Consider the following 12,165-nt stretch of genomic DNA (forward strand, 5'->3'; position numbering starts at 1 on the left):
GTTCCCCTGTCCGGCCGCCGCGCCTACGCTCACGGCCATGGACGTCACCCTGCGCCAGCTGACCGCGTACGCGGCGGTCGCGCGTGCCGTGAGCTTCACCGCGGCCGCCGCCGAACTGCATGTGTCCCAGTCGTCGCTGAGCCGTGCGGTCGCCGATCTGGAACGGACGCTGGGGATGCGGCTGCTGGAGCGGGACACCCGCAATGTGCGGCTCACCCCGGCGGGCGCCGAGGCGCTGCGCATCGCCGACCAGATCCTCTCCGCGCACCGCGCGGGCCTGGCCCAGCTGGGGCGGTACGGCGCCGGTGAGCGCGGTGCGGTGGCCCTGGCGACCCTGCCCTCGGTCGCGGCCGTGCTGCTGCCGCCGGTGATCTCCGCCTTCCGCGCGCGCCGCCCGGAGATGACCGTACGGCTGCTGGACGGGCTGGAGCGCTCGGTGCTGGACCGGGTGGTCGACGGGGACGCCGACTTCGCGGTCAGCACGGTCGCCCGGCGCGCCCCGGGCGTGACGCTGCGGCCGCTGGTGCGGGACCGCTTCGACGCGGTGCTCCCGGAGCACCATCCGCTGGCCGAGCGGGCGGAGGTGACCTGGGAGGAGCTGGGTCGGGAGCCGTTCCTCGCGGTGGGCACCGACTCCAGCGTGCGCCGGATGACCGACGCGGCCTTCGCCCAGGCCGGGATGGAGGCGAACCCGACGGCCGAGGCGTCGAACGTGGCCACGGTGGGCGGTCTTGTGGCGGCCGGGCTCGGCGTCTCCGCGCTGCCCGCCCTGGTCCATCCGCTGATGGTGCCGGGCCGGCTGGTGCGGCGCCCGCTGGTGGGGCCGGTGGTGGAGCGCCGGCTGTACGTCGTCCTGCCGACGCGCCGCACGCTTCCGCCGGGGGCGCGCCGCTTCCTGGACCAGTTGGAGGAGTTCCGCTCCACCGCGGACGCCTTGCCGGCGGGGGTGGTGTGGGAGGAGGCGGGCGAGGACTGGTGAGAGGCCGGGGGCCCCGCCCCCGGCCCGGGTCTGGTCCGGCCGTCCTTTGCCGGGTCCGGCGGTCCTTGCGAGATCCGGTCCGGCGATCCTTGCGAGATCCGCATGAATTGATCCCTCTTCATTGCTGGACGCGCATACGCCCCGCCCCGCAGCCTGGCCGCATGGAGGACCAGACCAGCACAGGGCAGGGACAGCTCACAGGGCTGAAGGTGGTGGAGTTCGCGCACGTGGTGGCGGGCCCCCTCGCCGGGGGGATGCTCGCCGACCAGGGCGCGGACGTCGTCCACGTGGAGCCGCCGGGCTCCGGTGACGCGGCGCGGGCGATGGGCCCGCGGCGCGACGGCGTACCGCTGTGGTTCAAGGTGGCGGGCCGCAACAAGCGTTCGGTGACCCTGGATCTGCACCACGAGGAGGGCCGGGAGGTCGCCCGGGAGCTGATCGCCTGGGCCGATGTGGTGATCGTGACACTCCGGGCGGGCCGGCTGCGCGCCTGGGGCCTGGACTGGGAGGCCGTCCACGCGCTCAACCCCACCGCGATCCTGCTGCAGATCTCCGGTTTCGGCGCCACTTCCTCGCGGGCCGACGCCCCCGGCTTCGGGAAGATGGGCGAGGCCCGCAGCGGAGTGGTCCATCTGACCGGCTTCCCCGAAGGCCCGCCCGTGCACACCGGCTTCTCGCACGGCGACGCGGTCACCGGGCTGATGGGCGCGTTCGCGGTCCTGGCCGCCCTGCACCGCCGTGACACCGATCCGGACTCCTTCGACGGCGAGTGGATCGACCTGGCGCTGTTCGAGCCGCTGTACCGCCTGGTGGAGTGGCAGATCATCGCGTACGACCAGCTCGGTACGGCCCCCGAGCGGGCGGGCAACCAGCTGGCCGTCGCCCCGGCCGCCGTCATCAACACCTACCGCAGCGCCGACGGCGACTGGCTCACCGTCACCTCCGCCACCACCCGCTCGGTGCGCAATGTGGTGCGGCTGCTGGGCCTGCCCGACGAGGAGTTCGCCACCGTGGAGCAGCAGCACGCGGGGCGCGAGCGGCTCGATACGGCACTGCGGGAGTGGGTGGCGGCGCGTCCGGCGGCCGAGTGCCTCGCGGCGTTCGAGCGGGCCGAGGTGGTGGCCTCGCGGGTGTTCACCGCCGCCGATATCGTCGCCGACCCGGTCTACGCCGAACGCGAGGACATCATCACGGTGGACGACCCCGACCTCGGCCCGGTGCGGATGCAGGCGGTGATCCCGCGCTTCCACCGCTCCCCCGGCGCGGTGTGGCGGACCGGTCCCGCGCTCGGCGCGGACAACGCGCTGGTCTACGGGGAGTGGCTGGGCATCGACGGCGGGCGGCTGGCGAAGCTGGAGGCCGAGGGTGTCATCTGACGGCGTGACCGGCGCGGCCGGGGTGACCGCGCACCGCGTCCCCCTGCGCTCCCTGCTCTTCGTGCCCGGCAGCCGCACCGGCTGGCTGCCCAAGGCGGAGGCGGCGGGCGCCGACGCGGCCATCCTCGACCTGGAGGACGCCGTCCCCGAGGACGGCAAGGCGGCGGCGCGGGAGGCCGTGGCCGGGGCCGTCGACCGGGCCGCCGGAACGCCCGGTCCGATGCGACTGCTCGTACGGATCAACGCCCTGGACCGCGCGACGGGCTGGCAGGGCGCCGACGAGCTGCGGGCGGTGGCCCGTCCCGGGCTCTACGGCATCGTGCTGCCCAAGGTGAGCGGCCCCGAGGACGTGACCACCGCCGACCGGCTGCTGGCCTGGTGCGAGCGCGAACACGGCCTACCCGAGGGCCATTTCGCCCTGCTGCCGCTGCTGGAGACGGCGCGCGGGCTGCGCGAGGCGTACGCCATCGGCCGGGCCGCCGCCCGGATCGCCCACCTGGGCGCGGTGGCCGCCCCGGGCGGGGATGTGGAACGGGCGGTGGGCTACCGCTGGAGCCCCGAGGGCGAGGAGACCCGCGAGCTGCGGGCCCGAGTACTGCTCGACGCCCGCGCCGCGGACCGCCCCCATCCGGTGGCCGGGCTGTGGGCGGACGTGGCGGACCTCGCGGGGCTACGGCGCTTCGCGGAGCAGAACCGCGCGCTGGGGTACGAGGGGATGGCGGTGATCCACCCGTCCCATGTGCCGGTGGTCAACGAGGTGTTCTCGCCGGACGCGGAGGAGCTGGCCCGCTGCCGTCGGCTGATCGCGGCGGTGGAGCGGGCGCAGGCGGAGGGGGCGGGGGCGGTGCGCTTCGAGGGCCGGATGGTGGACGAGGCGATGGCGGCCACGGCCCGCGAGACCCTGGCCCGCCAGGGTGGGGGGTGCGGGCCGGGCGATGAGTTTCACCGAGATCCGGAGTCATAGGCACCGAGCGAAGAAGCGAGATCGCGAGACCGCGGGACGGGAGTGCCATGAGGATCGTCGTTATCAACCACGTCACCCTGGACGGTGTCATGCAAGGGCCCGGCCGGGCCGATGAGGACACTCGCGGCGGGTTCGCGCACGGCGGCTGGGCCGCCGAGCGGGGTGGGGACGAGGCCGTCGGGAGGGAGTGGGGGCGGCGGCTGGCGGCGAGCAGTGGGTATCTCCTGGGGCGCCGCACCTACCAGGACGTTCTGGCCCACTGGAACACCCAGGACAGCCCGTTCCGCGACGCCCTCAACAACGCCCCCAAGTACGTCGCGTCCAACACCCTGGCCGAGCCCCTGCCGTGGCCCCATTCCACACTACTCAGCGGCGACATCCCCGCGGCGGTCGCCGAGCTCAAGAAGACCCCGGGCGACGACCTGCACATCATGGGCAGCGGCGCGTTGATCCGGTCACTTGCCCCGCTGGGCCTCATCGACGAATACCTGCTCTGCGTCCACCCGCTCGTCCTGGGCGCCGGGCACCGCCTGTTCGCCGACGGCTTCGGCCCCCTCTCGTTCCGTCTCGCCGACGCGACCCCGACGGACAGCGGCGTCATCATCGCCACCTATCGGCCCCTCGGAGACCACGCCTGACCATCCGACGCCCCGGCGGCGAGCAGCAGCTTCGCTGCCACCGTCGTCCCGTCGGTGCGCATCCTGCCCGCCACGGCCCTGGCCTGGGCCCGGGTCCCGCCAGCACAAGCCCCCGAAGACGCCGTCCTGGGCCTTCAGCTCGTCGAGCCGCCCGGCTCTATCTCCTTCTTCGGCTGCTCCGGAAGCAGCCGGTTGACCATCATTTCCGGGGCCGCGTCCATGCCGAGTGCTTTCATGGCGGCAGCAGAGTTGAGATCGTCCCTTTGCTTCGAGTCTGCAACCCGGTCGATGAACGTCGTCGCGATTTCGAGCTTGTGATCGATGTCGATCTTCTTCTCGTTGTCCTCGGCCGCCTTCGTCAGATTGGCCATGGTCCGCTTCGAGTGGAGCGCCAGCGCACCACCGCCGATCGTGATCAATGCACCCGTCAGGCTCGTCACCAACGGCAGGTAGCTGAGGTCAGGGTTACCGGCGTGAACCAGCGCCAGCACTCCCCCCGCAAGGATGATTAGGGAGCCGCCGGTCATGAACAACACGCTCAGGCGGAACGTCCACTCTGCCTGCTTCAGCGTGTGGTTCAGGAAGTCGAAGTGGAACTTCTGTCGCCGTTCGGGAAGGCTTAGACCGCGAGAAGCCTGATAAACACGCCCGCTATTGACACTTCCATTGATGTGGATGTTGCTGATGACGCCCGACTGCACCACCGAACCGTGCACCATCCCACCAGAGATCCCGGACTCAGGGATGCCGTCATCGTCGTCTGTGGTGTCCGCCATCTTCAGCCCCCCGGGTTCACAGCAACTGACGTAAAGCCAACTCAACGCCAGCTTAACGGGAGTACCGGAGTGGGTCCCTGCTCTCGATGACGGCTGACCTCAGAAGGGCACGCCAGCGCGCTTGGCCAGCCGCGTAAGCCTCGGGTTGCCGCGTCGGTGCAGCGACGTGAGCACACGCATCAGCTCTTGGCTGGTCGGATGGACACGGGCCATCTCCGGGGCGACGTCCCAAGCCGCTTCGAGCGATTCGAGAGCCCCGTCACGGTCCCCCAGGGCGAGCTTTGACCGGCTTATGTTCATGTGCAGCGGGCCAACGCGCGTGGCCGGAAGCGTCACCCCGCCCCGGATCAGGTCGTCCGCCGTGTTGAGAGACTCGCGGTAGTCCTCCATGTCAGAGGCCGTCGAAATGACATGCACAGCTGTGTTCTCGGGCCCGAAGTGGATGCCATGGTCCTCGACGTCCTCAGGGAACTCCTCGGCCACCTGCCACGCCGCCGCGATATGCCGTTGGGCGGTTGCCTTGTCCTTGATCCGACCAGCCAGCGTCAGCCCCCGCAGGTGCAGGATGCCCAGGCCATAGGCGCGGTCATGGCCTCGCAAGGTCGACTCGGCCTCAACAACGGCACGGTCCACAATCGCCAACCCGCCCGCGAAGTCCCCGGAGTTCAGGAAGGCTCCGGCCTCGTCCCGGGAGGCCACCGTGGCCGCGATGGGGTGCGCACGCTCGGCGGCCAGCCGCTGCTTCATGACGGCCAGCTCGGCGAGGTGCATCCAGCGGTGTCGGGCGGCCAGCCAGTAGACCACCGAGTACGTGTCGGCGACACGGGTCCAGGCATCGGGCGACTGGGTGGCGTGCGCGTAGTTCGTCGCGTCTGCCAGCACGCCCGGGAGCTTCCGCAACACCGCCGACAGCTCGGTCCGGTACCGGTGCTCGTTCAGCTCGGCAAGCTCGCGCGGAAGGTCCTCAGGGTGTGACGGCGGCGTATCGGGAATGTCGAACCGCCGAATGGCGTAATTGAGGGCAGCAAGGCTGTTCTCATCGGTGCGCTCGACGGGGGCCGTGCCCAGCAGCTCATCCAGCGTCAGCCCCATTGCCTGAGCGAGAGCGGCGGCAATGCCCTGGGTCAGCGCGCGGTCGCCCACCTCAATCTTGCTGAGCAGCGAAACCGACACGCCCGCACGTCGGGCAAGGGCAACCTGACTGAAGCCCCGCGCCTTGCGGCAAACGGCCACATTCGCACCTGGTCCGGGAATCTTGGTCACGCTCATGGTGTGCGTCTTCCCCACTCGACTGGCGTTAGCTCTGATCCATCGTCTCACTCTCAGCGCTCACGCGCTTGCGCCTTGTGCAAGAGGTGTGCAAGTTCCCTTTGCACAGCGGCAGTTCTCTTGTGTGAGCTACATATGCCCAAGTGGGACGAGGGATCATGACACAGACAGAACAGAAGCCGCCGACGGTGCTCAGCCACGGCGATCTGCCGTATCCAAAAGGCACACTCGTCGAAGACGCCGAGACCGGTCAGACGGGCGAACTGCGAGGCGTGATCGAGGAGCGAGTCAAGGGCACCGGAAAGCTATTCAGCCAAACGGCGTACATGCGGCCGAGGGGAGGTGGCCTTGAGTGGGAAGCCCCTTTGGACCGCATCAGGCCCGCCGACAAGAACGGTTAAGCCTGCCCACCAAGTGCGCTGCCCTGATCGGCCCGGGTGACGTGATCGGCTACGACGGCGAGTGGCGCACGGTCAAGGAGGCGTCGACCGCCCAGGGGCCGATGGGCGGGTTAGCCGTCGTGGTCATCTGGGAGGAAGGGGGCGCGGCGCGCTTCCCCGCCGGTGACGAACTCCTCCTGGGAAAACCGGACTCCGCCTGACCAGCGCCTGAGCCCCACCCCGGTCACAATTGGGGTGGGGCTCAGTTGTGCCTTGACACCCTCCTTAGCGTGGTGCGCTAAAGTGGACGTATTCAGAGGTGGAAAGACCTCTGTTGGATCCCCAGAGGATGTCCTGCGCAACGCTGGCCCCTCTGCTGACGCACTCGTTGTGCTTGCGGGGCCAGCTCACGGCCAGACGCACGCCAAGCCTGAAACGAGACGACGTTAGCACTGCTCTACCCGCTCCAACAGGCTGATGCTTGTCAGTCTGCCTGAGAACATTTGCGCTTTTGTGCGTCAGCGCGGGTGTCTCGACCCAAACCGAAAGGGTTTGGATCGAGGTTGCCTGCGCGCCCGATCCGACCCATGACAGGGAAGGTAGGGATCGGTGGACGGCGCAGTCCTCCTTATTCTCGCCATCGCTGGCGTGGCAGCGATCTTCCTCTTCTCCGTGAAGGGGTTGCTCGACCAGGTCCCGGACGTGATCGACTCCGCCGGGCGCGCACGCGACGCGTGGCGGCGTTTCAAAGTGCCGGAGAAGCCCCAGCCCGACGAACAGCCGCCCTCGGCAGACGGCGAGGACCCCCCGGTGGCCGCGTAGGTCGCCCGACTTCGTCGCCGTTCCCGACCCCCCGGCTGCACGCCTCGCAGCGCCACCGAGCCGTCAGGCGGTGATGGCCAGCCGAAACCGCATCGGAACCAGAGCGGTGCGTCCGGAAAGAGGTCCGGGCGCGTTGATTCAGTCACTTTCCCCGGCGGGCCTCACCGACGAATACCTGCTCTGCGTCCACCCGCTCGTCCTGGGCACCGGGCGCCGCCAGAACACGGGCCCTCCGGGTCAGGAGCACGGCGAGCGACCGCGCGCTGATCACCACCGTGGAGGCCAGGGCGGCCGCGGCCGACCAGATGACGAGGGCGGGCCAGATGTACAGAAGCTGGGCCAGGGTTCCCTCACGGTTCATGAACAGGCCGATCACGGCGGTGAGTTGGGCGAACAAGACGATCGGGACGGCGCAGGGCAGCGTGCGCAAGCCCACTCGCCACAGCGGCCGGTCCGCGGTGCGCCGTGCCCAGCGGCGCGCTCGAACGGCACCGAGCACGCCCAGGGCGATCGCCAGCAGGGTCAGCGCCGCGAGGACGTAGTCGGCCTTCATCGTGAACGGAGTGCGCACCGTCGGCGGCTTGCCCTGGGCCAGGTCGACCAGTCCGTCGAGCATGACGGCGGCGTCGTCCCCGGAGATCATGCCGGTGTTGGCCACGATCGCGATGCCGGTCCGGCTGTCGGGCAGCAGCGTCTGGATGGCGTTGTGGGTCAGGAGTTCCCCGGTGTGCCGGATCTGCCGGGGGCCCTCCCCGGCGGGGCTCACGGACCAGCCCATGGCGTACTCGCGGCCCTTCGGCGGGGTGTGCATGACGTCGACGCTCCGTGCGGAGACGACGCGCCGCCCCGCCGCGGACACGCCCTGGTTGTTCTGGGCGATCAGCCACTGGGAGAGGTCGTCCGCCGTGGTGACGACGCCGTGGCCGCCGGCCGCGAACCAGCGGGGGTGGGAGCGCGGGAACAGCATGCCGTAGGCGCGGACGTAGCCCCGGGCGTGATCGGGCATCTCATCGGTGGTGTCGACCGACTCGGTGTGGGTCATGCCCAGGGGCCGGAACACCTGGGTGGCCAGGTAGTCCGCGAAGGGCCGCCCGCTGACGACCTCGACCAGCCGGGCGGCGACGAAGTAGTTGGGGTTGTGGTAGTTCCACTCGGTGCCCGGCCGCGCGGCGAGCCGGGCGCCGCGCATGTCCGCGACCGCCTCGGAAAGCGTATGTGCCTGGGGCCGGGTGAGGTCGGGGTAGGCGGAGTCGGCCATGCCCGATGTCTGGTTCAGCAGCTGCCGTACGGTGATCTTCTCGGCCCTCCGGTCGGCCATCGTGAACTCGGGCAGATAGCGATGGGCCGGTGTGTCCAGGTCGACTCGGCCCTCCTCGACCAGCCGCATGACGGCCAGCGCGGTCATGGACTTGGAGAGCGAGGCCACGGGCACCGGTGTCCGCGCGGTCATGGCCTTCCCGGCCGCGGTGTGCCCGTATCCGGCCGCGTGGACGACCTTGTGGCCCCTGGTGACCGCCACCACGGCGCCCGGCAGATCGGTCCGCTCCATATAGGCGTTGACGTAGGCGTCGATCGAGGCGGCGTTCAGCGTGGGGCGGGTCGGGGCGGTGGCGTGCGCAGTCGCCGGGCAACCCAACGCCGTCGTGGCGATGAGCAGGGCAATCGCCAGGCGGAAGAGACGTCTGTATCCATGGATCGGCATGGCGCTCATCCCACCGGGGGCGGGGCGGGCACCGCATTGGTGTGCGTACGAGATCAGAGGTAGTGCGCGCACTACCGACCGGGGACGGACGGCTCGCATATCTTCTGCGGGTGTCTTCTCGAACAGCCTGGCAGGCTCTCGCTCAGCATCCGTTGGGGTTCCTGGCCTCGGCCTGGCCCTGGCGGGCGTTGGCCTATCTGCTGTCCGGGGTCGTCTTCGGCGCCATCGCCATGGTCACGCTGCTGACCCTGGCCCTGGCCGGACTGGTGTCGCTGATCGTGGGGGTGGGCGCCGTTCTCCTCCTCGCCGTGGCGCTGTCCGGCATCGTCGTCACCCGGATCGAACGCCGGCGGCTGCGGCTGGTGGACCCGGACCCGGCGCCGGATCCGCACCGGGCCCCTGAGCGCCCCGGGCTGCGCGGGTGGCTGGACACCCGGCTGCGGGAGCCCGCCACCTGGCGGGAGCTGAGCTTCACCGCGGTGTCGATGACCGCCCTGTGGTGGATGGATCTGCTCGTCCTGGCCTTCGCCCTCGCCCTGCCCGTCCTGCTCATGACGTCGCCGATGGATGACCCCGGCGCCTGGCCGTGGCTGGTCATCGGCCTGTGTCTGCTGCCCGCGGCGCCGTACACCATCACCGCCTGGGCCGGTGCCCGTGCCGCGCTGACCCGTCTGATCCTGGCGCCGCGCGACGGCGAACTGGGCCGGGAGCTCACCGAGGTCCGGGCCTCCCGGGCGCGTCTGGTGGACGCCTTCGACGCGGAGCGCCGACGGATCGAGCGGGACCTGCACGACGGCGCCCAGCAGCGGCTGGTCTCCATCAACGTCCTGCTCGGCCTGGCCGGTCTGGACGCGGAACCGGGCTCCCCGGTGGCCCGGCAGCTCGCGCTGGCCCAGGGCGAAGTCACCCTCGCGGTCAACGAGTTGCGTGAGCTCAGCCGGGGTGTGCACCCCAAGGCCCTCACCGACCACGGCCTCGCCGCGGCCGTGGACAACCTCACCACCCGCTCCGCCCTGCCGGTCACCGTCGATATCCGGCTTCCGTACCGCCTGCCCGCGACCGTGGAGAGCACGGGGTACTTCGTCGTCGCCGAGGCCCTGGCCAACGCCACCAAGCACAGCCGGGCCACCCGGGCCGAGGTCCACGCCCGGCTGGACGCGGATGTCCTGACGCTGACGGTCCGGGACAACGGCGTCGGCGGGGCGGACCCGGCCGCGGGCACCGGTCTTGTCGGTCTGGCCGACCGTGTCGCCGCGGCGGACGGCAGACTGCGGATATCCAGCCCGGCGGGCGGCCCTACACTGCTGCGCGTGGAGCTCCCGTGCCGCTGAACATCGTGCTCGCCGAAGACTCACCGCTGCTGCGGGACGGCCTGGTCAGCGTGCTCACCCGCTTCGGCCACCACGTGTCGGCGGCCGTCGGCGACGCCGACGCCCTGATCGCCGCGGCCCATGAGCACGACCCCGACATCGTCATCACCGATGTGCGGATGCCCCCGGGCAACGCCGACGACGGCCTCCGCGCCGCGGTGGCGCTGCGCGACCACCGCGCCGATCTGCCCATTCTGGTGCTCAGCCAGTACATCGAGCAGTCCTACGCCACCCACCTGCTCGACCTGGGCAGCGAGAGCGGCATCGGCTATCTGCTCAAGGACCGGGTCAGCGCCGTCACCCACTTCGCGAGCGCGGTCGAGCAGGTGGCCGCCGGGGCTACGGTCATGGACCCCGAGGTGGTGCGCCAGCTCCTGCGGCGGCGGCAGGACCCCCTGCGGCGGCTCACGCCCCGGGAGCGCGAGGTCCTCTCCCTCATGGCCGAGGGCCGCTCCAACGCCGAGATCGCCCGCGACCTCTATGTCACCGAGGCCGCGGTCAACAAGCATGTCAGCTCCATCCTCCAGAAACTCGACCTCCGCCTGGACGGCCACGGACACCGGCGCGTCCTCGCGGTGCTCACCTACCTGCGCGCCTGACCGCCCGATGCCCCGGCGTCGAGGAGCAGTTCGGCGGCCACCGTCGTCCCGTCGGTGCGCATCGTGCCCGCCACGGCCCTCGCCCGTGCCCGGGTCCCGGGCGTCAGGGCCACCTTCAGCGCGGCCGACAGGGAGTCGAGGGTCGGGGCCGGACCGTCGTGTGCCGCGCCGATGCCCAGCTCGGCCACCCGGGCGGCCCAGTGCGGCTGGTCCGCGATCTGGGGCACCACCACCTGAGGCGCGCCGGCCCGGGCGGCCGTCGTCGTGGTGCCCGCGCCACCGTGATGGACGACGGCGGCCACCCGGCCGAACAGCGCCTGATGGTTGACCTCGCCGACGGCGAAGCAGTCGTCCCGGTCGTCGATCGGGGCCAGTTCGGCCCAGCCGCGGGCGAGGAGCACGCGGCGGCCCTGGGCGCGGACCGCCTCGATGACCACCCGGGCGAGGTCGGTCGAGGTGCGCATGGCCATGCTGCCGAAGCCCACGTACACCGGCGGTTCACCGGCGTCCAGGAACGCCTCCAGCTCATCGGGGAGCGGACGTTCGTCCGGCAGGATCCACGCCCCGGTCTGTACGAGGTCGAGTTCCGTCATGTCCTGCCACGGGCCCAGGACCGGGTCCGCCGCCAGCAACGCCCGGTCGGTGAAGACGTAGTCGCGGACGTTGTCCACCGGCGGCAGGCCGATCGCCGCCCGGTGGCGGTTCTCCGCCTCGCCGTACAGCTCGTTCACCCGCTGGGCGTCCTGCTCCCACAACACCTTGAGGTCGGTCTCCTCCCGCGGGGACGGCGTGCCCGGCCGCCTCCCCGGAGGGAAGTGCCGCGAGGGCAGTCCGAACGGATGGAAGCACGCGAACACATAGCGGATGCCCAGTTTCTCGGCCACCGAGCGGGCGCCGGCCGGCATCAGGCCGGTCGCGAGGAGCACATCGCATCCCTCGGCCGCCGCGGCGAGCGTCTCGAACCGCGCGGCGACCAGCTCGGGCGCGAGCCGGAAGGCGGCCGCCGCCGACGGCGGCCGCTCGGCGGTCACCACCGAGCGCACCGTCGGGCCGAGCGGCACCAGCTCCACGCCGGCACCGGCCAGCAGTGCCGCGAACTCCTCGTCCGGCGGCGCGCACACCCGCGTCTCCGCGCCGAGTTCCCGCAACCGCACCGCGAGCCCCGCCAGCGGCTCGACGTCCCCGCGCGACCCCCACGTCGACAACACCACACGCATATCGCAAACCCCCCGTTTCCCCAGGTACTGGCATCGGCCGCCCATCCTGAGGCATGACCCGGGCCTTGCCGCA

The 12,165-nt window shown here is 71.2% G+C and carries 13 protein-coding genes; 9 read left to right on the forward strand and 4 right to left on the reverse strand.

Annotation, left to right across the window (positions count from 1 at the left end):
- Positions 1-37: 37 nt before the first annotated feature.
- The 4 genes from ACZ6TD_RS07120 to ACZ6TD_RS07135 all read left to right on the forward strand — a co-directional run bounded on the left by ACZ6TD_RS07120 (position 38) and on the right by ACZ6TD_RS07135 (position 3,957).
- Positions 38-979, forward strand: a complete 942-nt coding sequence (locus tag ACZ6TD_RS07120) for a LysR family transcriptional regulator (RefSeq protein ID WP_471351678.1) — start codon at positions 38-40, stop codon at positions 977-979.
- A gap of 161 nt (positions 980-1,140) precedes the next feature.
- The gene (locus ACZ6TD_RS07125) at positions 1,141-2,355 is read left to right on the forward strand and encodes a CaiB/BaiF CoA transferase family protein (protein ID WP_471351679.1); all 1,215 of its coding nucleotides are present in this window, start codon (positions 1,141-1,143) and stop codon (positions 2,353-2,355) included.
- Positions 2,345-3,319, forward strand: a complete 975-nt coding sequence (locus tag ACZ6TD_RS07130) for an HpcH/HpaI aldolase/citrate lyase family protein (RefSeq protein ID WP_471351681.1) — start codon at positions 2,345-2,347, stop codon at positions 3,317-3,319. Before ACZ6TD_RS07125 ends, ACZ6TD_RS07130 begins: the two co-directional genes overlap by 11 nt.
- Before the next feature lie 47 nt (positions 3,320-3,366).
- Positions 3,367-3,957, forward strand: coding sequence for a dihydrofolate reductase family protein (locus ACZ6TD_RS07135; RefSeq protein ID WP_471351683.1), 591 nt, complete (start codon positions 3,367-3,369; stop codon positions 3,955-3,957).
- Positions 3,958-4,091: 134 nt separating this feature from the next.
- On the opposite strand, the gene ACZ6TD_RS07140 is transcribed toward ACZ6TD_RS07135, so the two are convergent.
- Positions 4,092-4,733, reverse strand: a complete 642-nt coding sequence (locus ACZ6TD_RS07140) for a TRADD-N-associated membrane domain-containing protein (RefSeq protein WP_471351684.1) — start codon at positions 4,731-4,733, stop codon at positions 4,092-4,094.
- Positions 4,734-4,832: 99 nt separating this feature from the next.
- On the reverse strand, positions 4,833-6,002 hold the full coding sequence (locus tag ACZ6TD_RS07145) for a helix-turn-helix domain-containing protein (RefSeq protein WP_471351686.1): 1,170 nt from the start codon (positions 6,000-6,002) through the stop codon (positions 4,833-4,835).
- 158 nt (positions 6,003-6,160) lie between these two features.
- Between ACZ6TD_RS07145 and ACZ6TD_RS07150 the strand changes: the two genes are divergently transcribed.
- The 3 genes from ACZ6TD_RS07150 (at position 6,161) to ACZ6TD_RS07160 (ending at position 7,204) form a co-directional block, all read left to right on the forward strand.
- Positions 6,161-6,403: a hypothetical protein gene (locus tag ACZ6TD_RS07150; protein WP_471351688.1), complete on the forward strand. Its 243-nt coding sequence runs from the start codon at positions 6,161-6,163 to the stop codon at positions 6,401-6,403.
- A gap of 41 nt (positions 6,404-6,444) precedes the next feature.
- Positions 6,445-6,603 (forward strand): hypothetical protein, encoded by a 159-nt coding sequence (locus ACZ6TD_RS07155; protein WP_020866399.1) that lies wholly within the window; start codon positions 6,445-6,447, stop codon positions 6,601-6,603.
- 427 nt (positions 6,604-7,030) lie between these two features.
- Positions 7,031-7,204 carry a hypothetical protein gene (locus tag ACZ6TD_RS07160; protein WP_471351689.1) on the forward strand — a complete coding sequence of 58 codons (174 nt, stop codon included), beginning with the start codon at positions 7,031-7,033 and terminating at the stop codon, positions 7,202-7,204.
- Positions 7,205-7,346: 142 nt separating this feature from the next.
- Here the strand turns inward: ACZ6TD_RS07160 and ACZ6TD_RS07165 are convergent, their stop codons facing one another.
- Complete coding sequence (locus tag ACZ6TD_RS07165) at positions 7,347-8,906, reverse strand: serine hydrolase domain-containing protein (protein WP_471351691.1); 1,560 nt, start codon at positions 8,904-8,906, stop codon at positions 7,347-7,349.
- A gap of 110 nt (positions 8,907-9,016) precedes the next feature.
- On the opposite strand from ACZ6TD_RS07165, the gene ACZ6TD_RS07170 reads away from it, so the two are divergent.
- Complete coding sequence (locus tag ACZ6TD_RS07170) at positions 9,017-10,237, forward strand: sensor histidine kinase (RefSeq protein ID WP_471351693.1); 1,221 nt, start codon at positions 9,017-9,019, stop codon at positions 10,235-10,237.
- On the forward strand, positions 10,228-10,875 hold the full coding sequence (locus tag ACZ6TD_RS07175; protein WP_471351695.1) for a response regulator: 648 nt from the start codon (positions 10,228-10,230) through the stop codon (positions 10,873-10,875). Before ACZ6TD_RS07170 ends, ACZ6TD_RS07175 begins: the two co-directional genes overlap by 10 nt.
- Here the strand turns inward: ACZ6TD_RS07175 and ACZ6TD_RS07180 are convergent.
- Positions 10,860-12,092, reverse strand: a complete 1,233-nt coding sequence (locus ACZ6TD_RS07180) for a glycosyltransferase (RefSeq protein WP_471351696.1) — start codon at positions 12,090-12,092, stop codon at positions 10,860-10,862. The two genes, ACZ6TD_RS07175 and ACZ6TD_RS07180, sit on opposite strands and share 16 nt — an antisense overlap.
- Between the last annotated feature and the right edge of the window lie 73 nt (positions 12,093-12,165).

The sequence above is a fragment of the Streptomyces yongxingensis genome, from assembly GCF_055597465.1.